The organism is Microbacterium sp. I2 (genome assembly GCF_051364985.1).
Lineage (GTDB): Bacteria > Actinomycetota > Actinomycetes > Actinomycetales > Microbacteriaceae > Microbacterium.
In genome coordinates this window covers 122,867-148,150 of record NZ_JBLWIH010000012.1, presented here as the reverse complement: position 1 = coordinate 148,150, position 25,284 = coordinate 122,867, and the positions used below count along the sequence as shown (strand labels likewise).

The 25,284-nt window shown below is 70.2% G+C and carries 25 protein-coding genes; 15 read left to right on the top strand and 10 right to left on the bottom strand.

Going from position 1 to position 25,284, the window contains the following annotated elements:
- The coding region (locus tag ACLKM7_RS12070) for a sugar phosphate nucleotidyltransferase (protein ID WP_436447412.1) at positions 1-387 on the bottom strand (387 nt) is incomplete at its 3' end.
- Between the two features lie 47 nt (positions 388-434).
- Between ACLKM7_RS12070 and glgA the strand changes: the two genes are divergently transcribed.
- The 3 genes from glgA (at position 435) to ACLKM7_RS12055 (ending at position 2,796) form a co-directional block, all read left to right on the top strand.
- Complete coding sequence (gene glgA, locus ACLKM7_RS12065; protein WP_436447411.1) at positions 435-1,628, top strand: glycogen synthase; 1,194 nt, start codon at positions 435-437, stop codon at positions 1,626-1,628.
- A gap of 9 nt (positions 1,629-1,637) precedes the next feature.
- Complete coding sequence (locus tag ACLKM7_RS12060; RefSeq protein WP_436447410.1) at positions 1,638-2,423, top strand: ABC transporter ATP-binding protein; 786 nt, start codon at positions 1,638-1,640, stop codon at positions 2,421-2,423.
- 115 nt (positions 2,424-2,538) lie between these two features.
- A complete protein-coding gene (locus tag ACLKM7_RS12055) occupies positions 2,539-2,796 on the top strand; it encodes a type B 50S ribosomal protein L31 (RefSeq protein ID WP_168914537.1) in 258 nt (85 codons plus the stop codon).
- A 57-nt stretch (positions 2,797-2,853) separates the two neighbouring features.
- Here the strand turns inward: ACLKM7_RS12055 and ACLKM7_RS12050 are convergent, their stop codons facing one another.
- Positions 2,854-3,585: an exonuclease domain-containing protein gene (locus tag ACLKM7_RS12050; RefSeq protein ID WP_436447409.1), complete on the bottom strand. Its 732-nt coding sequence runs from the start codon at positions 3,583-3,585 to the stop codon at positions 2,854-2,856.
- Between the two features lie 74 nt (positions 3,586-3,659).
- Between ACLKM7_RS12050 and ACLKM7_RS12045 the strand changes: the two genes are divergently transcribed.
- Positions 3,660-4,559 carry an alpha/beta fold hydrolase gene (locus tag ACLKM7_RS12045; RefSeq protein ID WP_436447408.1) on the top strand — a complete coding sequence of 300 codons (900 nt, stop codon included), beginning with the start codon at positions 3,660-3,662 and terminating at the stop codon, positions 4,557-4,559.
- On the opposite strand, the gene ACLKM7_RS12040 is transcribed toward ACLKM7_RS12045, so the two are convergent.
- Positions 4,519-5,073: a CGNR zinc finger domain-containing protein gene (locus tag ACLKM7_RS12040; RefSeq protein WP_436447407.1), complete on the bottom strand. Its 555-nt coding sequence runs from the start codon at positions 5,071-5,073 to the stop codon at positions 4,519-4,521. The two genes, ACLKM7_RS12045 and ACLKM7_RS12040, sit on opposite strands and share 41 nt — an antisense overlap.
- Before the next feature lie 74 nt (positions 5,074-5,147).
- Between ACLKM7_RS12040 and ACLKM7_RS12035 the strand changes: the two genes are divergently transcribed.
- Positions 5,148-6,146, top strand: a complete 999-nt coding sequence (locus ACLKM7_RS12035) for an EamA family transporter (protein WP_436447406.1) — start codon at positions 5,148-5,150, stop codon at positions 6,144-6,146.
- 72 nt (positions 6,147-6,218) lie between these two features.
- Here ACLKM7_RS12035 and ACLKM7_RS12030 read toward each other — a convergent pair whose 3' ends face one another.
- Positions 6,219-6,692, bottom strand: coding sequence for an Lrp/AsnC family transcriptional regulator (locus ACLKM7_RS12030; protein WP_168914542.1), 474 nt, complete (start codon positions 6,690-6,692; stop codon positions 6,219-6,221).
- Between the two features lie 164 nt (positions 6,693-6,856).
- On the opposite strand from ACLKM7_RS12030, the gene pdhA reads away from it, so the two are divergent.
- The 3 genes from pdhA to ACLKM7_RS12015 are packed head-to-tail and all read left to right on the top strand — an operon-like array spanning position 6,857 to position 10,445.
- The gene (gene pdhA, locus ACLKM7_RS12025) at positions 6,857-8,008 is read left to right on the top strand and encodes a pyruvate dehydrogenase (acetyl-transferring) E1 component subunit alpha (RefSeq protein ID WP_436447405.1); all 1,152 of its coding nucleotides are present in this window, start codon (positions 6,857-6,859) and stop codon (positions 8,006-8,008) included.
- On the top strand, positions 8,005-9,018 hold the full coding sequence (locus tag ACLKM7_RS12020) for an alpha-ketoacid dehydrogenase subunit beta (protein WP_436447404.1): 1,014 nt from the start codon (positions 8,005-8,007) through the stop codon (positions 9,016-9,018). The genes pdhA and ACLKM7_RS12020 overlap by 4 nt, the downstream gene beginning before the upstream one ends.
- Before the next feature lie 2 nt (positions 9,019-9,020).
- Positions 9,021-10,445: a dihydrolipoamide acetyltransferase family protein gene (locus ACLKM7_RS12015; RefSeq protein WP_436447403.1), complete on the top strand. Its 1,425-nt coding sequence runs from the start codon at positions 9,021-9,023 to the stop codon at positions 10,443-10,445.
- 12 nt (positions 10,446-10,457) lie between these two features.
- On the opposite strand, the gene ACLKM7_RS12010 is transcribed toward ACLKM7_RS12015, so the two are convergent.
- Both ACLKM7_RS12010 and ACLKM7_RS12005 read right to left on the bottom strand, forming a co-directional pair.
- Entirely contained in the window at positions 10,458-12,278 is a 1,821-nt protein-coding gene (locus ACLKM7_RS12010; protein WP_436447402.1) for an alkaline phosphatase family protein, read from the bottom strand.
- Positions 12,279-12,308: 30 nt separating this feature from the next.
- Positions 12,309-12,905, bottom strand: a complete 597-nt coding sequence (locus tag ACLKM7_RS12005) for an SACE_7040 family transcriptional regulator (protein ID WP_436447401.1) — start codon at positions 12,903-12,905, stop codon at positions 12,309-12,311.
- 149 nt (positions 12,906-13,054) lie between these two features.
- On the opposite strand from ACLKM7_RS12005, the gene ACLKM7_RS12000 reads away from it, so the two are divergent.
- From ACLKM7_RS12000 to ACLKM7_RS11980, 5 genes are read left to right on the top strand one after another with little or no spacing between them, the layout of a single operon-like run.
- Positions 13,055-14,659, top strand: coding sequence for a carboxyl transferase domain-containing protein (locus ACLKM7_RS12000; protein ID WP_436447416.1), 1,605 nt, complete (start codon positions 13,055-13,057; stop codon positions 14,657-14,659).
- Between the two features lie 5 nt (positions 14,660-14,664).
- The gene (locus tag ACLKM7_RS11995; protein ID WP_436447400.1) at positions 14,665-16,797 is read left to right on the top strand and encodes an acetyl/propionyl/methylcrotonyl-CoA carboxylase subunit alpha; all 2,133 of its coding nucleotides are present in this window, start codon (positions 14,665-14,667) and stop codon (positions 16,795-16,797) included.
- 15 nt (positions 16,798-16,812) lie between these two features.
- Positions 16,813-17,982, top strand: coding sequence for an acyl-CoA dehydrogenase family protein (locus ACLKM7_RS11990; RefSeq protein ID WP_436447399.1), 1,170 nt, complete (start codon positions 16,813-16,815; stop codon positions 17,980-17,982).
- A gap of 16 nt (positions 17,983-17,998) precedes the next feature.
- Entirely contained in the window at positions 17,999-18,511 is a 513-nt protein-coding gene (locus ACLKM7_RS11985) for a MaoC family dehydratase (protein WP_436447398.1), read from the top strand.
- Entirely contained in the window at positions 18,508-19,317 is an 810-nt protein-coding gene (locus tag ACLKM7_RS11980) for an HpcH/HpaI aldolase/citrate lyase family protein (RefSeq protein WP_436447397.1), read from the top strand. The genes ACLKM7_RS11985 and ACLKM7_RS11980 overlap by 4 nt, the downstream gene beginning before the upstream one ends.
- A gap of 5 nt (positions 19,318-19,322) precedes the next feature.
- Here ACLKM7_RS11980 and ACLKM7_RS11975 read toward each other — a convergent pair whose 3' ends face one another.
- Positions 19,323-19,925, bottom strand: a complete 603-nt coding sequence (locus tag ACLKM7_RS11975) for a histidine phosphatase family protein (RefSeq protein ID WP_436447396.1) — start codon at positions 19,923-19,925, stop codon at positions 19,323-19,325.
- Between the two features lie 41 nt (positions 19,926-19,966).
- Positions 19,967-20,824 carry a Sir2 family NAD-dependent protein deacetylase gene (locus ACLKM7_RS11970; protein WP_436447395.1) on the bottom strand — a complete coding sequence of 286 codons (858 nt, stop codon included), beginning with the start codon at positions 20,822-20,824 and terminating at the stop codon, positions 19,967-19,969.
- A 72-nt stretch (positions 20,825-20,896) separates the two neighbouring features.
- Here ACLKM7_RS11970 and ACLKM7_RS11965 point away from each other — a divergent pair, with 72 nt between their 5' ends.
- Positions 20,897-21,700 (top strand): TrmH family RNA methyltransferase, encoded by an 804-nt coding sequence (locus tag ACLKM7_RS11965; RefSeq protein WP_436447394.1) that lies wholly within the window; start codon positions 20,897-20,899, stop codon positions 21,698-21,700.
- Between the two features lie 36 nt (positions 21,701-21,736).
- Here the strand turns inward: ACLKM7_RS11965 and ACLKM7_RS11960 are convergent, their stop codons facing one another.
- Positions 21,737-22,426: an SDR family oxidoreductase gene (locus tag ACLKM7_RS11960; protein ID WP_436447393.1), complete on the bottom strand. Its 690-nt coding sequence runs from the start codon at positions 22,424-22,426 to the stop codon at positions 21,737-21,739.
- A gap of 3 nt (positions 22,427-22,429) precedes the next feature.
- On the bottom strand, positions 22,430-23,299 hold the full coding sequence (locus tag ACLKM7_RS11955) for an SGNH/GDSL hydrolase family protein (RefSeq protein ID WP_436447392.1): 870 nt from the start codon (positions 23,297-23,299) through the stop codon (positions 22,430-22,432).
- A 106-nt stretch (positions 23,300-23,405) separates the two neighbouring features.
- On the opposite strand from ACLKM7_RS11955, the gene ACLKM7_RS11950 reads away from it, so the two are divergent.
- Positions 23,406-25,262, top strand: a complete 1,857-nt coding sequence (locus ACLKM7_RS11950) for a DEAD/DEAH box helicase (protein WP_436447391.1) — start codon at positions 23,406-23,408, stop codon at positions 25,260-25,262.
- Positions 25,263-25,284: the final 22 nt, after the last annotated feature.

Below are 25,284 nucleotides of genomic sequence, written 5' to 3'. Positions count from 1 at the left end.
CCTGTGCCTTCCCCCCCCCACGACCACGATGTCGGGCTGCTCGTCGTTGATCAGGTTCAGGCTCTGCAGGATGGCGTCGGCCGAGCCGGAGAACCAGCGCTTGCCGAGCCGCTGCTGCGCGGGGACCGAGGCGACGTAGGAGTCCAGCAGAGCCGACATGCGCCACGTCTGGGAGATGTGGCGGTCGAGGCTGTGGGACTTGTACTGCGTGAGCACGACGATCTGGCGCAGGCCCGAATTGATCAGGTTCGAGATCGCGAAGTCGATGAGCCGGTACTGGCCGCCGAAAGGGACCGCAGGCTTGGCCCGATCCGCCGTCAGCGGCATCAGCCGCTTGCCCTCTCCGCCGGCGAGGATGATTCCGAAGACCTTGGGGGCTGCTGGCATGGCACCACACTATGACGCGTTCCTGCCGGTGTACTAGCGTTCGACACATGCGCGTCGACATCGTCACGAAGGAGTATCCGCCCGAGATCTACGGAGGCGCCGGCGTGCATGCGGCCGAGCTCGTGAAGGCGCTGCGCTCCCTCGTCGACGTGCGCGTGCGGGCCTTCGGCGCCGATCGTGACGAGCCGGGCACCAGCTCGTACGACGTCCCGGCCGAACTCGCCACGGCCAACGCGGCGCTTCAGACGCTCGGCATCGACCTCGAGATCGTGACGGATGTCGCGGGCGCCGACGTGGTGCACAGTCACACCTGGTACGCCAACCTCGCGGGCCATCTCGCGTCGCTGCTCCACGGCATCCCTCACATCGTCACGGCGCACAGCCTCGAGCCGCTGCGCCCGTGGAAGGCCGAGCAGCTCGGCGGGGGCTACGCCGTGTCGAGCTGGATCGAGAAGAGCGCCTACGAGGGCGCCGCCGCGATCGTCGCGGTCAGCGAGGGCATGCGCGCCGACATCCTGCGCAGCTACCCGGCGCTGGACCCCGAGCGCGTGCGCGTCATCTACAACGGCATCGACACGGGCGCGTGGCATCCCGTCGAGGATCCCGAGCTCCTCTCGCGACTCGGAGTGGATCCGTCCCGGCCGTCCGTCGTCTTCGTCGGGCGCATCACGCGGCAGAAGGGACTGCAGTACTTCCTCCGCGCAGCGCAACGACTCCCGGCGGGGGTACAGGTCATCCTGTGCGCGGGCGCTCCCGACACTCCGCAGATCATGTCGGAGGTCGAAGAGCTCGTGCGAGGACTGCAGGGCACGCGCGAGGGGGTCGTGTGGCTGGATCGGATGCTGTCGCGCCACGAGCTGTGCACGATCCTGAGCGCCGCGACCACGTTCGTCTGCCCGTCGGTCTACGAGCCACTGGGCATCGTGAACCTCGAGGCCATGGCGTGCGGCGCCGCCGTCGTGGGCACCGCGACCGGCGGCATCCCGGAAGTCGTCGTCGACGGTGTGACCGGCCGGCTGGTGCCGATCGAGCAGGTGCAGGACGGCACCGGCACCCCGATCGATCCGGAGCGCTTCGTGGACGATCTGGCACGCGTCCTCACCGAGGTGGTGAGCGATCCCGAGCGGGCTCGCGCCTATGGTGCAGCCGGGCGGGAGCGGGCCGCGAACGACTTCAGCTGGCAGCGGATCGCGGAGCAGACGGCGGCGCTGTACGACGAGGTGGTCGCGGTCGGCCGATAGGCTAGCGGCATGCCCCAGGTGCTCGAATTCTCCGACGTCGTCGTCCGCCGGAACGCCCGGAACATCGTCGATCACCTCGATTGGAACGTCAGCGACGACGAGCGCTGGGTGATCCTCGGACCCAATGGCGCGGGCAAGACCACGGTGCTGCAGATGGCCGACACCCTGCTTCACCCCACGTCGGGAACCGTGAGCATCCTGGACGAGCGACTCGGCCGCACCGACGTGTTCGAGCTGCGGCCGCGGATCGGATTCGCCTCGTCGGCGATGGCCCGGCGGGTGCCGCCCGAGGAGACCGTCCTCAACGTCGTGCTGACGGCGGCGTACTCGGTGCTCGGCCGCTGGCGCGAGGACTACGAAGACATCGACGAGCGGCGCGCGCTGCGCGTGCTCGCGGAGTGGAAGCTCGACCACCTCGCCGACCGCACCTTCGGAACCCTCAGCGACGGTGAGCAGAAGCGGGTGCAGATCGCGCGCGCCGTCATGACCGACCCCGAGCTGCTGCTCCTGGACGAGCCCACCGCCAGCCTGGATCTCGGGGCCCGCGAAGAGCTTCTCGCACTCCTCGGGGGGTACGCGCAGGCCCCGACCACACCCGCGATGATCATGGTCACGCATCACGTCGAAGAGATCCCCGTCGGATTCACGCACGTGCTGCTGCTGCGGGACGGGCAGGCCGTGGCATCCGGACCCATTCGCGACACCCTGACGGCCGAGGCCCTCACCGACACGTTCGGCGCGCCGATCCGGCTGTCGGAGGAGGACGGCCGTTACGCAGCGCGCGCGGCGCACTGAAGACGGGCGATTCCCGGCTTCGGTCGAGGGCTGTTAGAATCGACCTTTGGTGCGCTCGCACCGCAGACTTTGACCGCTCTGGCAAAATCCAGGGCACCATCCTCAAAGGACCACCATGCAGACTGACATCCACCCCGACTACCAGGCCGTCGTGTTCCGCGACCTCGGCTCGGGCGACACGTTCCTCACGCGCTCGACCGTGACCAGTGACAAGACGATCGAGCTCGACGGCGTCGAGTACCCCGTCATCGACGTCGAGATCTCGTCCGCCTCGCACCCGTTCTACACGGGCAAGCAGCGCATCATGGACTCGGCCGGTCGCGTCGAGAAGTTCAACCAGCGCTTCAAGAACTTCGGCGGCGCTTCCAAGTAATCACGCCGTGATGAAAGACCCCGCCCTTCGGGCGGGGTCTTTCTCGTCTCTCCGGCGTCAGCGGATCGGCCAGCGGCCGTCCAGACGCTCGTCGGGGTCGAGCCGGCCGATCTGGATGAAGTAGTCCGTCAGGCTGGCGGCCTGCGCCCGTGCCCAGCCGATCTGGCGGGTGTGCAGCTCTTCGGCGGTGCCGGGGAGCCAGGGGGCGAAACGCTCGGCGAGAGCCTGCGCGACCCGCCCGGCCGCGACGGCATCGGCCGCCGCCTCGTGTGCGGCCTCCAGGCGCACCGCGTAGTGCGCCGCCACGATCTCGAGCGTGCGCTTGCCTCGGCGCCATCGGTCGTACGCCTTGTCGACCACGAGCGGATCGATCACCGGGGTGGGGTCGACGATCGGCGTGACGCCGTGACGGATCGCCTCGTACTTGAGGAGCGAGAAGTCGAACGGGGCGTTGTAGGCGACGACCGGGATGCCGGCCTCCAGCAGTCCGCGCACGGCTTCGACCACCTCGGCGACGACCTCTGGCGCGTGCCGGCCCTGCGCCCGCGCGTGCGTCGTTGTGATTCCGTGGATGGCGCTCGCGCCCTCGGGGATCGCGACACCGGGATCGGCGAGCCAATCACGCGCGCGGATGACCGAGCCCGAGCCGTCGAGCAGGCCGACGTGAGCCGTCACGATGCGATCGGTCGTCACGTCGACACCTGTCGTCTCGAGGTCGAACACGCCCACCACGCGCACCCAGTCCGGCACGTCCCACAGCGCCAGCTGATCGGCGGGCGAGGGCTTCATGCCGATCACGGTATGCGTGGTGTCCGACATCGGCGCGCAGGCGCTCCGCGATGGCTGCCTCGTAGACTCGACAGGTGACCGCCCCCAACCCGTACGCCCCGCTGCTCGGCGCCATCCCCGTCGAGCGACGCGAGGTGGAGGTGCTGGGCGCAGCGACGGCCTACTGGGTGTACGGACCCGCCGACGCCGATCTCACGATCATCGCCGTGCACGGCTTCCGCGGCGAGCATCACGGGCTCGAGCCGGTGGTCGCCCACCTCCCCGGCATCCGCGTCATCTCACCCGATCTGCCCGGGTTCGGCGAGACCGCACCCGTTCCGGGCAGGACGCACGACCTCGAGCTTTACGCGCAATGGCTGCGGGCCTTCACCGCGGCCGTCGCGCCCGGGGCTGTGATCCTCGGCCACTCGTTCGGTTCGATCGTGGTCTCGGCGGCCGTCGCCGGGGGGCTCGAGACGCCGCGCATGATCCTGGTGAACCCGATCGGCGCTCCCGCTCTCGAGGGTCCCCGCGGCCTCCTCACACGGCTCGCGGTGTTCTACTACTGGGCGGGCGCCCGGCTTCCCCGGCGTGTGGGCGATGCCCTGCTGCGAAACGGCCTCATCGTGCGGGTGATGAGCATCTCGATGGCCAAGACCCGTGACCCGGGCATCCGTCGATTCATCCACGACCAGCACGACACGTACTTCTCGCGCTTCGCCGATCGCGACGTGCTGCACGACGCGTTCCTCGCCTCGGTGTCGCACGACGTGCGCGGGTTCGCGCCGCACATCGCACAGCCGACGCTGCTGGTGGCCGCGCAGCGCGACGACATCACGCCGATCGAGGCCGAGCGACGGCTGGCGACGATGTTCCCCGACGCGACGCTGGTCGAGATCCCCGATGTCGGGCACCTGATCCACTACGAGACGCCGGCTCCCGCGGCCGAGGCGATCACGCGGTTTCTCGAGCCTTCCGACGCCGGTACGCGTTGACGTTCATGCGGTTGCCGCAGTTGCCGGTGTCGCAGTACCGCTTGGAGCCGTTCTTGGAGTAGTCGACGTACACCGAGTCGCAGTCGTCGGCCGCGCACACACGGATGCGGTCGTACTGGTCGGCACGGATCACGTCCACGAACGCCATGGCCGCCTCCACCAGCACGCGGGTCGGGAGCGGTGCGTCATCGGAGGTCGCATGGATGTGCCAGTCGATGCCGTCGTGCTTCATGAGGCGGGGGAGCGCCGCTCCGTCGTGCAGCATCTCGTTGACCAGCGGTACCGCCTGTTCGCGGTCCACCTCCCAGAGCCGGCGCAGACGGGGCCGGATGGCGCGGAGCGCGGCGAGCTCGTCCTCGTCGCGGTGGATCAGCCCGGTGTACGGGTTCTGCACGAGGTAGGCGTCGAAGTCCTCGAGCGTCGTGAGCGTGTCGCCGGAGTCGTAGCCGGGGAGCGTGTTGACGAGGTATGCCGCCGCCCTCAGATTCTGCTCCGTGTCATGGATGAAGACCACGTTGACTCCTGACTATCCGTGCCCTACTGTCACCAGTGTAAGCATTGTTCACTCCTGACAGTCGGATGCCGCCCATGACCGCTTCCACCGCGTCCCTCCCCGTCATCGGGCTGGGTCGCGCATCCGCGCCGGCGCGGCAGAGCACCACGGGGCTCGTGCTCGCGGTCGCGTCCGCTCTCGCGTTCTCGTCGAGCGGGCCGTTCGTCAAGCCGCTGCTCGAGGCGGGTTGGTCGCTGGGCGCGGCTCTGCTCGTGCGCATGGGGGTCGCCGGTCTGGTGCTGTCGCCCGCACTCGTGCTCGCGATGGGCCGCCAGCGCGGATTCCTCCGCCGGCACTGGCGCCTGATCGTCGCGTTCGGTCTCATGCCGGTGCTCGGGTGCCAGCTCTTCTTCTTCTCGGCGATGCAGCGGATGCCCGTGGCCGTGGCGCTGCTGATCCAGTACCTCGCGCCGGTCATGCTCGTGGGGTTCGTATGGTTGCGGACGCGACGGGCCCCCTCGGCCCTCGTGCTGGGCGGATCGGCGGTCGCGATCGCGGGGCTGGTGCTGGTCGTCGACATCTCCGGCGCATCGTTCGACCTGCTCGGCACGCTGTTCGCGCTGGCCGCGGCGGTGTGCGTGTGCGCGTACTTCTTGATCTCGGAGCGTGCCGGCGACGATCTGCCGCCCCTCGCCCTCGCCGCGAGCGGACTGCTCACCGGCACGGCCGTCATCGGAGTGCTGAGCCTCGTAGGCGTGATGCCGTTCCACGCGCCCGACGTCAGCGTCGTGCTGGCGGGCACGGCGATGCCGTGGTGGGTGCCGTTGCTGTGGGTCGCGGCGATCGCGACGACGCTGGGCTATGCGCTCGGGGTGATGGCGGTGCCGCGCATCGGCTCGCGCGTCGCGTCGTTCGTCGGGCTGTCGGAGGTCCTGTTCGCGCTGGGCTTCGCCTGGGTGTTCCTCGCCGAGGTGCCGGCGCCCATACAGTTCGTCGGCGGCGCGTTGATCCTCGCGGGAGTCGTCCTGGTCAAGGTCGACGATCTGCGTTCGCCTCCGGCTGCGCCGGCCGCGGCATCCGTCCCCCTGCCCTAGCGGGCGCGTCCCCCTGCCCGAGCGGGCGCGTCCCCCTTCCCGAGCGGGCGCGTCCCCTGCCCGAGCGGGCGGCTACGGCTCGCGGCGTGCGAGCTCCATGAGCGGTGTGACCCGGTGGGGGATGACCTCACCCATCACGAGCGAGGTTTCGGTGCGTTCGACGCCCTCGATCGCGAGGATGCGGGCATCGGTGTCGAACAGGTGCTGTGTGTCGCGGCATGCCACGCGCACCAGCAGATCGACCTGGCCCGACAGCCCGTGCGCCTGAACGACCTCGGGTACACGGGCGAGCTCGTCGGCGATGCGCGGAAGCTCGGCCTGCCGCACGATGACACTGATGAACGCCTCGATCGGGAAGCCGAGGGAAGCGGACGAGATGGCTCGCTCATACGACAAGAACACGCCGGAGCGCTCGAGGCGGGCCATGCGCGCCTGGACTGTGTTGCGCGACAGTCCCAGACGCTCGGCGAGCGCGACGACGGTCGCACGCGGGTCGGCGGAGAGCGCTGCCAGCAGCTCCAGGTCGACGTGATCGAGAGCACCCATAGTGCGAAACGTTAGCACGGCTCAGGGGGTCATTAGTTGTCAACATGCTCAAAGACGTGGCGAATGCTTGAGCCATGTGCGACGCCGACGTACTCTCGGGCTAACCGGTGACGACGCCGGGCACACCACGCGGCTCCTCACGAGGGAGCCTCGCACGAGGAGTGATGACGATGACGCACACCCTGACTCCGACAGCCGACCTCGCCACCGACATCGACGATGTCGCGCGCCTGCTGACGCCCGATGGCAGACGCCTCGCCGATCCCGAACTCGACCGCTGGGTGACGGACGTCGACGCCGCCGCGCTGCGCGACCTGTATCGCGACATGGTGCTCGTGCGCCGCATCGACACCGAGGGAGTGGCCCTCCAGCGTCAGGGCCAGCTCGCACTGTGGCCGCCGTGTCAGGGGCAGGAAGCCACCCAGATCGGCACGGCTCGCGCGATGCGCGCCGACGACTTCGCATTCCCGAGCTACCGCGAGACCGGTGTGGTCTACGCGCGGGGCGCCAAGCCCGCCGACTATGTGCTGGCCTGGCGCGGTGAAGAGCACTCCACCTACGATCCGTACGAGCTGAACGCCGCGACGCAGCAGATCATCATCGGCGCGCAGACGCTCCACGCCGTCGGGTACGCGATGGGCATCCAGCGCGACGGCACCGATGAGGCATCCGTCGCCTACTTCGGGGACGGTGCGTCCAGCCAGGGCGACGTCAACGAGGCGATGGTCTTCGCGTCCTCGTTCGGCGCCCCCGTCGTGTTCGTGTGCACCAACAACCACTGGGCGATCTCGGAGCCCGTGAGCGTGCAGGCGAAGTTCCCGATCGCCGGCCGTGCGCCCGGCTTCGGGATCCCGAGCCTGCGCGTCGACGGCAACGACGTGCTGGCGTGCCTCGCGGCGATGCGCTGGGCGCTCGACCACGCCCGACGCGGCGCGGGCCCCGTCTTCATCGAAGCGGTGACCTACCGCATGGGTCCGCACACCACCTCGGACGACCCGACGCGCTACCGCGACAAAGACGAGGTCGAGAGCTGGCGACGGCGCGATCCGATCGCGCGCGTCGAGGCGCTGCTGCGTTCGATGGGGGAGTTCGACGACGAGTTCGCCGCAGGCGTCGCCGCTGACGCGGACGCCCTCGCTGCCGAAGTGCGCGAGGCCGCCATGACCGCCGTCACACGCGACCCGATCACGGTGCTGGACGACGTGTACGCCGAGCCGCATTCGGGGCTGGAAGAGCAGCGCGCCTGGTTCTCGGCGTACCTCGGAGGCTTTGCGGACGCCGAGTCGATCACGGCGGACCAGGGGGTCGGACGATGACTCAGCTCACGATGGCGAAGGCCATCAACGAGGGCCTCCGTCGCGCCATGGCCGACGACCCCAAGGTGCTCATGATGGGCGAGGACATCGGCAAGCTCGGGGGCGTGTTCCGCGTCACCGACGGCCTGCTCGATCAGTTCGGCGCCCAGCGGGTGATCGACACTCCTCTCGCTGAGGCGGGGATCGTCGGCACCGCCGTGGGCCTCGCGTTCCGCGGCTACCGTCCGGTCGTCGAGATCCAGTTCGACGGCTTCGTCTATCCCGCCTTCGACCAGATCGTGTGTCAGGTGGCGAAATTGCACTACCGCACGCGCGGCAACGTCAAGATGCCGATCACGATCCGGATCCCGTGGGCCGGTGGCGTCGGCGCCGCCGAGCATCACTCCGAGTCGCCCGAGGCGTACTTCGTCCACACCTCGGGGCTGCGGGTCGTGGCCGTGTCGAACCCGCAGGACGCGTATGTGGCGCTGCGGCAGGCGATCGCCTCGGACGACCCGGTGATCTACTTCGAGCCCAAGCGGCTGTACCACACCAAGGGCGAGGTCGATCTGGACCTGCAGCTCGCAGACGCCGCGCCCATGGGCCTGGCTCGCGTCGTGCGCGAGGGGAGCGATGTGACGCTCCTCACCTACGGGTCCCAGGTCTCGATCGCGCTCGATGCGGCCACCGCGGCGGAGGAGGACGGCGTCTCGATCGAGGTCGTGGATCTTCGCTCGCTGTCGCCCGTCGACTACCGCACGGTGACGGCATCCGTCCGCAAGACGGGCCGCGTCGTGGTGACGCACGAGGCCGCCCGCGAGGCGGGCGTGGGCGCCGAGCTCGTCGCGAGCGTCACCGAGCGCTGCTTCCACTACCTCGAGGCCCCGCCGCAGCGGGTGACAGGACATGACATCCCGTACCCGCCCGCGAAGCTCGAGAAGCACCACCTGCCCGACCTCGACCGCATCCTCGATGCCGTCGACCGCGTGATGGACCGGCCCAACAGCCTGTCCGGGCTTGTGGAGGCGTGAGCATGGCGCAGGACTTCAGGCTCCCCGATCTCGGCGAGGGCCTTCCCGAGGCGGAGCTCGTGCAATGGCTCGTCGCCGAGGGCGACACCGTGGCGTTGAACCAGACGATCGCCGAGGTCGAGACGGCGAAGGCCGTCGTCGAGCTGCCGTCCCCGCACGCCGGCACCGTGACCAAGCTGCACGCCGCCGCCGGCGACGTCATCACTGTCGGGTCGGTGCTCATCTCCTTCGACACGGGAGAAGCGGATGCCGCGGCCCCGGCTGCCGCTGCGCCGCAAGCCGCTATGGCGGCGGCAGCGGCGCCCCAGCCCGCGGCAACGCCCGCGCAGGGGTCGGCACAAACGCAGCCGGACGGCGAGACCACGGCGGCGGAGCCGAACCTCGTCGGATACGGCGCGGCGCCGCGCAACGGCGACCGTCCGAAACGCCGTGCACGCTCGGCCGGTAAACGGGCCGTCGCATCCGACACCGCCGTGCTCGAGGCTGCTCCGCACGACGCCATTCAGTTCGGCGATATCGCCGATCGGCCGATCGAGCGGCCCCGTTCGACCCCTCCGGTGCGCAAGCTCGCGAAGCAGCTGGGCGTCGACCTCGCGCTCGTGGAGGCCACGGGTGCCACAGGCATCATCACGCGCGCCGACGTCGAGGCGTACGCCGCCCGTGTGGGTGCCGCCGGCGCATCGGCGGTGGCGACGCCGGCCGCCGCGCGGCCCGAACTCTCGGAGGACCGCGTCACCCACACACCGATCAGGGGCGTGCGCCGTGCCACGGCCGAGGCGATGGTCCGCAGTGCCTTCACCGCACCGCACGTGACGACGTTCCTCACGGTGGACGTGACGGCCACCAGCGAGCTGCTGGCATCGCTCAAGGCCGACAGATCGCTCCAGGATCACCGCATCGGCATCCTCGCGGTCGCAGCGAAGGCGGTGTGCCTCTCGCTCGCGCGGCACCCCGAGCTGAACTCGAGATGGGACGACGACGCGGGTGAGATCGTCGAGCACCACTACGTCAACCTCGGCATCGCCGCGGCGACCGGCCGCGGCCTCGTGGTGCCGAACATCCCCGACGCGCACGAGCTCACGCTGGTCGAGCTGGCCGACGCGATCCGTTCACTCGCCGAGACCGCGCGGGCCGGCAAGACGACTCCCGCCGACATGCGAGGCGGCACCTTCTCGATCACGAACGTCGGCGTGTTCGGCGTCGATGCGGGCACCCCCATCATCAATCCTGGTGAGGCGGGCATCCTGGCGCTCGGGGCCGTGCGCCGGCAGCCGTGGGAGCACCGTGGCGAGATCGCCCTGCGCGATGTCATGACCCTCGCGCTGTCGTTCGATCACCGACTCGTCGACGGCGAGCAGGGCTCGCGGTTCCTTGCGGAAATCGCCGACATCCTGCGAGAGCCGGGCCGGGCGATGCTGCTGCGCTGACGACGAAGCGCGTCAGTCGATCTTGGGGTAGAACAGCCCGAGCCCGTGCGCCTGCAGGACGTCGTACGCCTCCGCGTAGGTGGTCGGCTCGGGTGCGCCCGCGGGCCCGTAGCGCGCAAGCAGCAGGCCGAGCAGTCCTCGTCCCGGAGGGCTGAGCGGCTTGCTCTTGTGCGCACCCTGCGTGAGGTCGATGTGCTGATCCTCGTGCGGGTTGGGCGGGACGTACATCGGGTGCACGACCGGCCAGGTCGCCGGATCCCGCGGCGTGTCGAGGTTGACCACTGAGAAGAGGTCGCCCGCCTCGGCATCCCTCCGGGTCAGAGGTCGCAGGCCGTGGAGTCTTGTCAGCGTCGCGATGACGGCGGCGTGGTGGAGCTCGTCGTGAACGATCGTGCCCGCCCGAGTGTAGGCAGAGACGGCGATCGCGGGCACACGCACGCCGAGCCGGTCGAACGTGAAGCCCATCTCGCCCGGCTCGGCGCCGGCGACCGGCGGCGTCGCCGAGGGCGGCGGCACGTGGTCGTACGTGCCGCCGTGCTCGTCGAACGTGATGAGCAGCAGAGTGTTCATCGCGTTCGAGCCGTCCGGCGTCGCGCTGTCCTTCACCGCGTTGTAGACGTCGGCGACGAGCTTCTCGCCTGCGCGCACGTCCGAAACGGCGGAATCGAGCACCAGCTTCCCGTCGACGTCGCTCTCGCGGAACACGCCGAACGGCGGGTGGAAGTCGTTGTGGTTGTAGACCATGCGCGGCTCGATGAACGCGTATGCGGGCAGTCGGCCCGCCGCGGCATCCTCGAAGAACTCCGACATATGGCCGAAACGCTTCGTGCGCCAGTGCTCCTCGAGCACGGGGGCGTGCATCATCCCCGTCATGGACACGAGCTGCTGTTCGTCGAAGTAGATCTTCCACGGGATCCCGGCTTCTTCGAGCCGGTTGAAGATCGTCGGGGCGGTGGGGGCGTCCAGCCACTTGTCGTAACCGCCGCCGTGCTTGTTCGTGACGTAGCCGTGCGATGTCGACGCATGGAAGAACGACCGGTTGCAGTAGGTCTGCGACGGAACGGCGGCGAACCACGCGTCGAACACCGCGAAGCCCTTCGCGAGGGTCGAGAGCACCGGCAGCTGCTCGGGCGAGAAACCGCCCATGATGTGCGCCAACTCGTCGACCGTCGGCTTCTTGCCGTGCCGTTCGATGTTGTTGGCGTAGTCGCGCACGAAACCGTCCATGGTCGGCTTCGTGCCTGGCGGCGGTGCGTTGAACGGTGCCGTCATGCCGTCCACCTGGCTGGTCGCGTTGGCCGCCGGCGCGACGGTGCCGAACAGCTGCGTGTTGACGTGCGGGTACTCTTCGCCGGGATCCGGGTTCGGCCGCCCCATGACCTCGTCTGTCGGGCCGCTGTAGGTGTGAGCGCCGATGCGCTCGCCGGTCGGGGCGGTGTTGGCGTAGTCGCCGAAGGCCAGGCCCCCGAAGGTCTCGCCCTCGGGCAGAGTCTCGGGCGTGTACAGCCACCCGAGGAGGTTGTCGAACGAGCGGTTCTCGCCCATGATCACCACGACGTGGTCGAATCCGGGCTCGGATCGCGCCGGAACGGCTCCGATGTCGAGGGAGCCCTCGCGGTAGCCGAGCGTATGCCCGATGGCGGCCCCGGCGGCCGCTCCGACGCCTCCGCCGACAACGAGTCCGGCAGCGGCGAGCCCGCCGAGCTTGAGGAAGTCCCGGCGAGAGCTGCCGTCGCCGTCTTCGGCGCCTTCCGCGCGCGGCGATGGCGGCGTCTGCGATCGTTCGACGCGACCCGCCCCGTCTGCGTCGTCCTGGTGACCGTCCCCCGACATGGTTCGTTCAGACTAGAGCAGGATCGCGCGTCATGCGGTGAGCGCGGCGCGCGCCATCGAGTGCAGGATGCTGCGCACATCACGATCCGCAGAGGTCGAGCGCTGCGCTCGCACGCTGTGCGGCGTGGAATTGATGAGGCCGAAGCACGCGTGCGCCCGCACGCGCAGTTCGTCGCCCTCGCGCTCGGGGTGCAGTGCCGCGAGAATGCCGATCCACATCTCGACGTACTCGCGTTGCAGCCGCCGAACGGTGTGCCGGTCATCGTCGCTGAGGCTCGCCAGGTCGCGGTCCTGCACGCGGATGACGTCGGCGTCGCGCAGCGCGAACTCGACGTGGAAGGCGATGAGGGCGTCGAGCCGTTCGCCGGCGCCGGTGTGCTCGGCGATCACCGCGTGGCCGCCCGCGAGCAATCGTTCGCTGACCTCGATCAGGATCGCGCCGAGGAGCGCCTGCTTGTTCGCGAAGTGCCGGTACAGAGCCGGACCGCTGATGCCGACGGCACCGCCGATGTCTTCCAGGCTCACTCCGCTGAAGCCACGCTCGGCGAACAGCACCGCTGCTGCGCGGAGGATCGATGCGTGACGATCTGCCTTCGCCCGCTCCCGATCCGTGACACCGCTTGTCATTCGCGCACTCCACTTGTCTTGACGCTTGTCATTTCAGTTAAGGCTCGCTAACCTAAGCTTCAGTTAGTGAACACTAACCAATCGAGTCGCATCGGGACAACAGGTGTGATCCGATCGTGACGTCGACGGAGATGCGCGAGGAAGACGACATGAGCGTGCTGACCACTGCAGCGGTCCGCGGCGACGCGTTCGAGCGCACTCTCGAGGCGCAGCGGACGCTCGCCGAGCAGCTGCGTGCGCGGCTGGCGGAGGCATCCCTCGGCGGCCCCGCCGCCTCCCGCGACCGGCACGTCGCGCGCGGCAAGCTGCTGCCCCGGCACCGCGTCACGCGGCTGCTCGACGAGGGCAGCCCGTTCATCGAGGTCGCTCCGCTTGCGGCGGAAGGACTGTACGGGGGCGAGGCTCCCGCCGCCGGCGTCATCGCCGGGATCGGACTCGTGCACGGCCGGCAGGTGATGGTGGTGTGCAACGACGCGACCGTCAAGGGCGGCACGTATTTCCCGTTGACGGTCAAGAAGCATCTGCGCGCGCAGGAGATCGCGTTCGAGAACCGGCTGCCGTGCATCTACCTCGTCGACTCGGGCGGCGCGTTCCTGCCCAAGCAGGACGAGGTGTTCCCCGACCGCGATCACTTCGGGCGCATCTTCTTCAACCAGGCGCGCCTCTCCGCAGCCGGCATCCCGCAGATCGCGGCTGTCATGGGTTCGTGCACGGCCGGCGGTGCGTACGTGCCCGCGATGAGCGACGAGACCGTCATCGTGCGGGATCAGGGCACCATCTTCCTGGGCGGCCCGCCTCTGGTGAAGGCCGCGATCGGCGAAGTGGTGACGGCCGAAGAGCTCGGCGGGGGAGAGCTTCACGCCCGCCGCTCCGGCGTCGTCGACCACCTCGCGGAGGACGACGAGCACGCGCTTGAGATCGTTCGCGACATCGTGGCGACTTTCCCGCCGCCGGCGTCGCCCGCCTGGGAGGTCGCGACGGCCGCGCCGCCCGCCGTCGACCCTTCGGATCTCTATGGTGTGGTGCCGGTGGACGTCAACCAGCCGTACGACGTGCGCGAGGTGATCGCGCGGCTCGTCGACGGCAGCGAGTTCCACGAGTTCAAGCGCGAATACGGCGAGACGCTGGTGACGGGGTTCGCTCGGCTGCACGGTCACCCGATCGGAATCGTGGCCAACAACGGCGTGCTGTTCAGCGAGTCTGCGCAGAAGGGCGCCCACTTCATCGAGCTGTGCGACCAGCGAGGCGTGCCGCTGCTCTTCCTGCAGAACATCTCGGGATTCATGGTCGGCCGGGATGCCGAAGCCGGCGGCATCGCCAAGGACGGCGCGAAGATGGTTACGGCGGTCGCCACCACGCGTGTGCCCAAGCTCACTGTCGTCATCGGCGGATCGTTCGGCGCGGGCAACTACTCGATGTGCGGACGCGCGTACTCGCCCCGGTTCCTGTGGACGTGGCCCGCGAGCCGCATCTCGGTGATGGGCGGGATGCAGGCCGCCTCGGTCCTGTCCACCGTCAAGCGAGATCAGATCGAGGCGCGAGGCGAGGAATGGTCGTCCGAAGAACAGGCGGCCTTCGAGGAGCCGATCCGCGCACAGTACGAGGAGCAGGGCAACCCCTACTACGCGACCGCGCGCCTGTGGGACGACGGCGTCATCGATCCGCTGGACACCCGCGATCTGCTCGGGCTCGCGCTCGATGTCGTGTCGCGCACGCCGCTTCCCGAGCCCCGCTTCGGCCTCTTCCGGATGTGATGCCCATGTCAGATCTTGCCCACCCGGACCGGCCTTTCGACACGGTCCTCGTCGCCAACCGCGGAGAGATCGCGCGGCGGGTGATCCGTACGCTCCGTCGCCTCGGCATCCGTTCCGTCGCCGTCTACAGCGACGCCGACGTCGGCGCTCCTCACGTGCGCGAAGCCGACGTCGCGGTGCGCATCGGGCCCGCCTCTGCGGCAGCCTCGTATCTGGACGTCGACGCGGTCGTCGCCGCGGCGCGCGAGAGCGGCGCCGACGCGGTGCATCCGGGATACGGATTCCTCTCGGAGAACGTGGTGTTCGCACGCGCGTGCGCCGACGCCGGCATCGTCTTCATCGGACCGGGGGAGCGTGCCCTCGAGATCATGGGCGACAAGATCCGCGCCAAGGATCATGTCGCAGCGCACGATGTGCCCACGGTGCCGGGGTTCAGTGCGATAGGGATGACCGACCGCGAGATCGCGGTCGCCGCCGACGACACGGGATTCCCGCTGCTGGTCAAGCCCTCGGCGGGTGGCGGAGGCAAGGGCATGCAGGTCGTACGCAGCGCCGCGGAGCTGCCGGATGCCCTCGCGACGGCCCGGCGCGTGGCCGCGGCGGCCTTCGGCGATGACGCGCTGCTGCTGGAGCGACTGATCGAGCGCCCGCGCCACATCGAGGTGCAGGTGCTCGCCGACGGCCACGGTCACGTCGTGCACCTCGGCGAGCGCGAGTGCACGCTGCAGCGCCGCCACCAGAAGGTGATCGAGGAGGCACCTTCGCCCGTCATCGACGCCGCCACGCGTGAGCGACTGGGCGCGGCCGCGTGTGCGGCCGCGGCATCCGTCGACTATCGCGGCGCGGGCACGGTGGAGTTCCTCGTCGCCGCCGACCGCCCGGACGAGTTCTTCTTCATCGAGATGAATACGCGCCTGCAGGTCGAGCACCCGGTGACGGAGCTGGTGGCGCGCATCGCAACAGAGAGCGTCGACCTCGTCGAGGAGCAGCTTCGCATCGCCGCCGGACGGGAGCTGCGGTTCACGCAGGAGCAGGTACGGCTCGAAGGGCACGCCATCGAGGCTCGGGTGTACGCCGAGACTCCGGAGCGCGGGTTCCTGCCCGCGGCGGGGGAGGTGCTGGCGTGGCGCGCCGGGCCGCAGGCGCGAACGGACTCCGCGGTCGAGACGGGATCCGTCGTGACGAGCGACTACGACCCGATGATCGCGAAGGTGATCGCGCACGGCCCCGATCGCGAGCAGGCACTGGACCAGCTGGATGCCGCGCTCGCGGGCACCGTCCTGCTGGGGGTCGAGTCCAACATCGCGTTCCTGCGCGCCCTCCTCGCCGACCCCGCGGTGCGGACCGGTGAGCTCGACACGGGTCTCATCGACCGGCTGCCGCCGTTCGAGGCGCCCGCACCGAGCGAGAGGGCACTCGCGGCTGCGGCATCCGTCGACGGCATGGCGTCTCGGCGCGACCGCATGTCACCCGCGCGCGACACGGCCGGTTTCGGCGAGAGCACACGAGCGCCGCGCGCCGGTGCCGCGTGGAGCTCGCTGCCGGGCTGGCGACTGGGCGCCGCCGCTGCGCGTCCGGAGCGCCTCTTCGAGACGGATGCCGGTGCCCTCGTCTCCGCCGCCGCATTCGATGACGACGGCGCCGTCGTGTCGATGGGCTCCCGCCGTTCCCACGCCGGTGTGATCGGACGAGCCATGCCTGACGGCGCGGTCACCGGCGTCGACGCCGAGGGAGCCGTCTGGGTGCACGCCGATGGCGCGACGCACCGGCTGCGCCCGCTCACGCGGCGCGAGGCCATGCACCGCCGGCTCGCGGCACGAGAGCGCGCCGCGGCCTCCACCCACCCCGAGCTGCGCGCACCGATGCCGGGCGCCGTCGTCGCCGTGCATGTCGCCGACGGCGACCGGGTCGCGGCCGGCGACCGCGTGGTCACGATCGAGGCGATGAAGATGGAGCACCCCGTGCTCGCCCCGCACGACGGCATCGTCCGCCTCGACGTCGCGCCGGGCGACCAGGTGCGCCGCGACCAGGTGCTCGCACACGTCGCACCAGCCGCGGGGTCCGATCCCGCCGACCACGATCCCGCCGACCATGCCCCCGCGGACACCGCCCACGAGGCATCCGCCCCCACCTCCTGACCCCTGAGGAGAATCATGGACGAATACGACCTGAACGACGACGAGCGCGAGCTCGCCGGGATGGTGCGCGCGTTCGCCGACGAAGTCGTCGCGCCGCGCTCGTACGAGGCCGACCGCACCCATGCGCTGCCGATGGACGTGGTGGCGCAGATGGGCGAGCTCGGCCTGTTCGGCCTGCCCTTCCCCGAGGAGTACGGCGGCCAGGGCGGCGACTACTTCGCGCTGTGCCTGGCGATCGAGGCGCTCGGCCGGGTCGACCAGTCGATCGCGATCACGCTGGAGGCGGGCGTGAGCCTGGGTGCCATGCCGGTCTTCCGCTTCGGCACCGAGCAGCAGAAGCAGGAGCTGCTGCCGGATCTGCTCGCCGGGCGCGCGCTCGCGGGCTTCGGCCTGACCGAGCCCGAGGCGGGGTCGGATGCCGGAGCCACCCGCACCACCGCACGCCTGGTCGGTGCTGCTTCAGGAGACGGCGGCGAATGGGTGATCAACGGCTCGAAGCAGTTCATCACCAACTCGGGCACTCCGATCACGCGGTTCGTCACCGTCACCGCCGTGACGGGTGAGAATGACGGCCGAAAAGAGATCTCGACGATCATCGTCCCCAACGGAACGCCGGGGTTCACGGTCGAGCCGGGATACGACAAGGTCGGGTGGCGGGCCTCCGACACGCATCCGCTCACGTTCCAGGACGCGCGGGTGCCGGAGGGCAACCTCCTCGGCGAGCGCGGCCGCGGCTTCGCGAGCTTCCTCCACATCCTCGACGAGGGTCGGATCGCGATCGCGGCGCTGTCGACCGGCGCCGCCGAGGGATGCCTCGAAGCGGCCGTCGACTACGCGGCGAAGCGGACGGTGTTCGGCGAAGCCCTCTCGACGCGCCAGGGCATCCAGTTCCTGCTCGCCCGCATGAAGCAGCGCGTGCACGTCTCGCGTCTCGCGTGGCATCACGCCGCCCGGCTGCGCGATGCCGGCAAGCCGTTCAAGACCGCCGCCGCGATCGCGAAGCTCACCGCGAGCGACGCGGCGATGGACAACGCGCGCGATGCCACGCAGGTGTTCGGCGGCAACGGCTTCATGAACGAATACTCCGTCGCGCGCCATTATCGGGATTCGAAGATCCTCGAGATCGGCGAGGGCACGAGCGAGGTGCAGCTGCTGGTCATCGCCCGGGCGCTCGGGATCGCGTGAGGGTAGCGTGGCGACGGTGAGCGACGACAGCACTGAGGGGCAACGCCCCGCGATCGTGCAGCGAGGCCTGTACTACGACGAGCTCGAGATCGGCGCACGCTACCAGCACCGTCCCGGTCGTACCGCGACCGAGACCGACAATGTGCTGTTCTCGTCGCTCACGATGAACACGCAGGCGCTCCACCTGGATGCCGCGTTCTCGGCGACGCAGCCGTTCGGCGAGCGCCTCATGAACTCGATGTGGACGCTCGCGACGATGGTGGGGGCGTCCGTCTCGCAGATCACGCAAGGAACGCTCGTCGCGCAGCTGGGCCTGTCCGACATCTCGTTCCCCGCGCCACTCCTGCACGGGGACACCCTGTACACCGAGACCGAGGTCGTCGACAAGCGGCTCTCGGCCTCTCGCCCGGGTCAGGGAATCGTGACGCTGCGCCACACCGGCCGCAACCAGCGCGGCGAGACCGTCGCGGTCGCGACCCGCATCGCGCTCATGTGGCGCACGCCGGACGGAGAAGAGGGGACGGCATGACGTTCGACATCGGACCCGCGCTGCTGTTCTGCCCGGCTGACCGTCCCGAGCGGTACCGCAAGGCGTTCGATCGTGCCGACGCGGTCATCCTCGACCTCGAAGACGCCGTCGCGCCGAAGGACAAGACCGCGGCGCGGGGCCATCTCATCGAGTCCGAGCTCGACCCGGCGCGGGTGATCGTGCGGGTCAATCCCGCCGATTCCGACGCGTTCACCGCCGATCTGGCAACGCTCTCGCAGACCGACTACCGCCGGATCATGCTGGCCAAGGCCGAGTCGCCCAAGCGGGTGGCCAGGATCGATCAGCGGTTCGAGGTGATCGCGCTGTGCGAGACGGCCAAGGGCGTCGCGCAGGCCGACCGGCTGGCGGCGCTCGACAACGTCGTCGCGTTGATGTGGGGAGCCGAGGACCTCGTCGCGAGCCTCGGCGGCACATCCAGCCGCAAGGCGAACGGACGCTACCGCGACATCGCCCGCTACGCCCGCTCCCGGGTGCTGCTGGCCGCGGGCGCTCGCGGCAAGGCGGCCATCGACGCGGTGCATCTCGACATCGGCGATGTGAAGGGCTTGGCCACCGAGGCGGCGGATGCTGCGGCATCCGGATTCTCGGCCACCGCCTGCATCCATCCGAGCCAGGTCGCGGTCATCCGCGACGCGTATCGCCCCGACGACGCGTCGGTGGCGTGGGCGCGCGAGGTGCTGACGGCTGCGGAGGGCGAGCGCGGAGTGTTCTCGCTCGGCGGGCACATGGTGGACGAACCGGTGCTCCGCCACGCGCGGAGCGTGCTCGAGCGCGCCGGACGCTGACAGCGTTACGCCACGAGCCCCGCGTACGCGACGAGCCGCAGGTGGTCGCGCTCGTAGAAGAAGTCGTGCGCCGATCCGTTCGCCAGTCGCTCGCCCACGGGCGGCAGCTCGCCCGCCGTGGCGTGGCGCATGATCTCGCGGATGAAGGCGCCGTGGCTGACCACGATGAGAGTGGATGCCGTCGGTGCGGTCGCGCGACGGTGATCGCGTACGACTCGGCCCAGGGCGGCGATGCCGCGTCGGCGCAGTTGCGGCCACGGTTCTGCACCGGGCACTTCGGCGGAGTGCCAGTCGCCCCAGCGGCGGCGGAACTCGTCGACGTCGAGACCTTCCGCCTCGCCGTACGATCGCTCGCGCAGACCGCGGTAGGTGCGCGGAGCCTCGAGGTCCAGGTCAGCGGCGATGATCTCCGCCGTCTCGCGAGCGCGTGACAGGTCGCTGGAGGCGATGGTCACGCCGGCCAGGTCGAGGCGCTCACGCAGCGTGGTGGCCGCCTCGTGGGCCTGCGCGCGTCCGGCGTCGTTGAGGGGGATGTCGGTCGCGCCCTGGATGCGCCGATCGCGATTCCAGTCGGTCTCGCCGTGGCGGATCAGGATGAGCGCGGTCACTCCTCGAGCCTACCCGCGCCCGCGATGGCCAGAGGCGGGCGTCACGAGAGCGGGCGGAGGGCGGATGCCAGGGCGCTGAGCACCTCGCTGGTGCCCGCGTCGATCTTCACGGTCGCGCGCGCATCGGCCCGGGTCGCTCCGCGATTCACGATGACGACCGGCAGCTTGCGGCGCCGTGCTCGTTCGAGCAGCCGGATGCCGGAGTTGACGACGAGGGACGACCCGGCGATCACGAGGCCATCGCTGGTGTGGACCAGCTGCTCGGCTTCGCGGAACTTGCCCGCCGGGATGAATTCGCCGAAGAAGACGACGTCGGGCTTGAGCATCCCTCCGCATACGCTGCAGTCGGGGATGCGGAAGCCGTCGGTGCTCTCGGGCAGGACGTCGCCGTCGGGACCGAGCGGCACATTCTCGGGGATGAGGATCCACGGGTTGTCGGCCTCGACGCGCGCCGCGAGATCGCGGCGGTCGAACACCTGTCCGCAATGGATGCAGAAGACGCGGCGCATCGTGCCGTGCAGCTCGACCACGCGGCGGCTGCCGGCACGCACGTGCAGCCCGTCGACGTTCTGCGTGACGACCCCGGTCGCGATACCGGCCGCCTCGAGATCGGCGATCGCGCGGTGGCCGGCGTTGGGTTCCGCGGCGGCGAAGGCTCGCCAGCCGAGGTGGCTACCGACCCAGTAGCGACGTCGGGCGGCCTCGTTGGTGAGGAACTGCTCCACCGTCATGGGCGTGCGTCTGGGAGCGCCGTTGCCGCGATAATCCGGGATGCCGGAGTCGGTCGAGACGCCGGCGCCCGTGAGCACGGCGACGCGACGGCCGGCGAGGGCGGCCACGGCAGAGGCGAGGGCGTCCGTCGTCGCGGCGTCGAAATCCGTGTCGATCGTCGTGGTCACACGTCACCCCCTCGCCTCGAGTGTAGGCCGCGTGGTTTTCGGGCAGGTTACAGACTCTGCGAGAGTGGTCGGGTGAGCATCGAGCGGGTCGATTCGGCGTCGGATGACCGACTGGCCGACTATCGCGACCTGACCGACGTCGCGCTGCGGCGAGTCCTCGAACCCGAGGGCGGGCTGTACATCGCGGAGTCCGCGAAAGTGATCGCCCGGGCCATCGCCGCCGGTCACCGCCCGCGTTCGGTGCTGGTGCAGGAGAAATGGCTGGACGAGATCCGGATGCTGGTCGAGGATCCCGCCGTGCCGATCTACGTCGTGACCCCCGAGGTCGCCGAAAGCCTCACCGGTTACGCCGTGCATCGGGGTGCCCTCGCCTCGATGCACCGGCCGGAACTGCCAGCGGTGGCCGACGTCGTCCGCGACGCTCGCCTGGTCGTGGTGCTGGAGGACATCGTCGATCACACCAACGTCGGCGCCATCTTCCGTGCCGCCGCGGGGCTGGGTGCGGATGCCGTGCTCGTGAGCCCGCGCTGCGCCGATCCGCTCTACCGGCGCAGCGTGCGGGTGAGCATGGGCACGGTGTTCCAGGTGCCGTGGACCCGCCTGCCCGAGTGGGGCACGGCGCGCACCGAGCTTCACGATGCCGGGTTCCATCTGGCCGCGCTCGCCCTCAGCGACGACGCCGTGCCGCTGGACGCCTTCGACGCGACGAGACCGGAGCGCGTGGCACTGCTGCTCGGCGCCGAGGGGGACGGCCTCAGTCGTGCGGCGCTCGCCACCGCCGACACGGTCGTCACGATCCCGATGGCCGGGGGAGTGGATTCGCTCAATGTCGCCGCGGCGAGCGCTGTCGCGCTGTGGCAGCTGCGCGCCCGCTGATTCCCGCGGGCCACCGCTGACCCGCCCGGCCTGCGGTCAGGCGCCCGGGCGCACCGTGAGCTCGGTCAGCTCGGCGTCTGGAGGCAGGTCGAGGGCGGCGAGGATCGTGGTGGCGACGGAGGCGGGGTCGATCCAGCGCGAGGCGTCGTAGGAGGCGCCTTCCTGCTGGTGCACCTTCTCCTGCATCGGCGTCGCGGTGCGACCGGGGTAGACAGTCGTCACGCGGAGCCCGTGCGGCCGCTCCTCGGCGCGCAGCGCGTCGGCGATGGCGCGCACGGCGAACTTGCTCGCGCCGTAGGAGCCCCATTCCGGGTGCACCCGCAGGCCGGCGCCGGAGTTCACGAACACGACGTGGCCGCGGGCCGCTCGCAGGGCGGGCAGCATCAGCCGGGTCAGCTCGGCGGGGGCGATGGCGTTCACGTTGAGCTGGTGCTGCCAGGTGGCGACCGTGGTCTCGGCGACCGGGCCGAGCTCGACGATGCCCGCGACATGGATGACCGAGTCCAGCCGGGACGGCAGCACCTGATGCCCGAACGCCCACGACAGTCGTGCGGGCTCGGCGAGGTCTCCCACGAGTGTCCGTGCGCCGCTGAACCGCTCACGCAGCTGGGACGCCCGGCCGGCGTCGCGAGCGAGCAGCCACAGCTCGTCGCCCCGGGCGGCGAGCTTCTCGGTCAGAGCGGCGCCGATTCCCGAGCCCGCTCCGGTGATGAGGTGCGTCGCCACGGCTCAGGCACCGTCCTCGGCAGGCGCCACGTCGTCGAGGTCGACGCCCGGCGGCGCTGCCAGTCTGACCGGTGCCGGATCGGGGCGCTTCGCCGAGGCGGTGTCGCCCGACGACTGGTGGCGCACGCGACGCAGCACCCAAGGCACGAGGTACTCGCGCGCCCACACGAGGTCGTTCGCCCTCGCTTCGCGCCACGTGCGGAAGGGGATCGGGTCGGGTTGCATCGGCTGCAGGTCGTTGCGGACGTTCAGCGCGCGCAGCACCATGCGCGCGACCTCGTGGTGCCCGAGCGTGTTGTAGTGCAGGCGATCGTCGTCGAAGAAGCGCATATCCTGCACCTCCTTGAGCGCCCACTGGTCGGCCACGATGCAGTCGTGCCGATCGGCGATCGCACGGATGTTCTCGTTGTAGATCGCGACCTTGCCGCGGATGCCTCGGAAGACGGGCGTGAACGCCGTGTCGATGCCGGTGAAGACCACGACGGTGGCGCCGCCCTGGGACAGGCGCACCACGGCGTCCTCGAACAGCTCGGCCACGGCATCCGGATCCGAACCGGGGCGGATGACATCGTTGCCTCCCGCGGAGAAGGTGACGAGGTCGGGCTTGAGCGCGAGCGCCGGCTCGACCTGCTGGGCCACGATCTGGCCGATGAGGCGACCGCGGACCGCGAGGTTCGCGTAGGCGAAATCCTCGACCTGCTGCGACAGCACCTCGGCCACGCGATCCGCCCAGCCGCGGAGGCCGTTCGGTGCTGTCGGGTCAGGGTCGCCCACTCCCTCGGTGAACGAGTCGCCGATGGCGACGTAGCGCCGCCACGGGTGCGGCCCGGCGTTGGGGACGTACGGGGTGCGGTGATCTTCGCTGCTGCGCATCGGCATCTTCCTCGGCTCGTGACCGATGCCCAGGGTATCGCGGGCCACATGTCGCCCGGTTCGTTTATCGTGGTGACTCGTTGTCCACGGGGGAGGTGTGCATTCGGTGACCGACGAAGCCGTCCTCGACGCGCGCCACGGCGAACCCCATCTCGGCAGCTTCGCCGCGGAGCACCTCTCGCCGACCTACCCTCAGCGCGCCCCATGGGGCACGGCGCAGCGGCTGCGCGCGTGGCAGGCCGAGGCGCTCGATCTATATTTCTCGCTGGACGGTCCCGACGGCGAAGGCGGGGGCCCGCGCGACTTCCTGGCCGCGGCCACACCGGGCGCCGGCAAGACGACGTTCGCCCTGCGGCTGGCGAGCGAGCTGCTGCGACGCCGCATCATCGACCGCATCGTCGTGGTCGCGCCTACCGAGCACCTCAAGACGCAGTGGGCGGATGCCGCGGCGCGCGTGTCGATCCGGCTCGATCCCGCCTTCAGCAACCGGCATGCGGCGCCCGCGCGGCAGTACCACGGTGTGGCCGTGACCTACGCGCAGGTCGCCGTGAAGGCATCCGTCCATCAGCGGCTGACGATGGACGCGCGCACCCTCGTGATCCTCGACGAGGTGCACCACGGCGGCGACGCGCTCAGCTGGGGCGACGCGCTGCGCGAGGCCTACAGCCGCGCCACGCGGCGCCTGCTGCTGTCGGGAACCCCGTTCCGCAGCGACACCGCCCCCATCCCGTTCGTCGAGTACCACCCCGACCAGAAGGGCGTCCGGGTCTCGCGCACCGACTACGCCTACGGCTACGGGCGGGCGCTCGAGGACGGCGTCGTGCGTCCCGTGATCTTCATGGTCTACGCCGGCCACATGCGCTGGCGTACCAAGACCGGCGACGAGATGGAGGCGCATCTCGGCCAGGACAACACGAAGGACATCACGTCGCAGGCCTGGCGAACGGCCCTCGATCCGGAGGGCGATTGGATCCCCGCCGTGCTGCGGTCTGCCGACCGGCGGCTGAGCGAGGTGCGCGAGCACATTCCGGATGCCGGCGGACTCGTGATCGCGACCGACCAGACCGCCGCGCGCGCCTACGCCGCGATCCTGCAGGGCATCACAGGCGAAGCGCCGACGGTGGTGCTGTCGGACGAAGCCGAGGCGTCGGGCCGCATCGAAGAGTTCTCGAATGCGACGAGCCGCTGGATGGTCGCCGTGCGCATGGTCTCGGAGGGCGTCGACGTGCCGCGCCTGGCGGTCGGCGTGTACGCCACGAGCGCCTCGACCCCGCTCTTCTTCGCCCAGGCCATCGGGAGATTCGTGCGGGCGCGCCGGCGCGGCGAGACCGCGAGCGTGTTCCTGCCGAACGTGCCGCAGCTGCTGGCGCTCGCGAACGAGATGGAGCGGCAGCGCGACCACGCGCTGGACCGCGACTCCGGCGACGACGAGTGGAACGCCGAAGAAGACCTCATGGACGCCGCCGAGCGCGAGGACAAGGCCTCCGACGCGCTCACCGAGGAGTTCACCTACCAGGCGCTCGGCTCGCTCGCGCACTTCGACCGTGTGCTGTTCGACGGCAAGGAGTTCGGTCAGCTCGCGGTGCCCGGAACGCCGGAGGAGGAGGAGTTCCTGGGGCTGCCCGGACTGCTCGAGCCCGAACACGTGCACGAGCTGCTCATGCAGCGGCAGGCGCGGCAGAGCCGGCACCGGCAAGTGCGCGAGGCGCGCACCGCGCGCGAGGGTGAGCAAGGGGAGGGGCCCGACCATGCCGCGCCGCCGCAGGCGTTGCATCGCACCCTCAAAGAGCAGCGTCAGCTGCTCAACAGCCTCGTCGGGCTGTACGCGCGGCAGTCCGGCGAGCCTCACGGACTGGTTCACGCCGAGCTCCGCCGGATCTGCGGCGGCCCCGCCGTGTCGCACGCGACCGTGGCGCAGCTGCAGGCGCGCATCGAGGTGCTGCGCAAGCGCGTCCACTCCTGAGCCTCGGCAGGCAGCGCACACC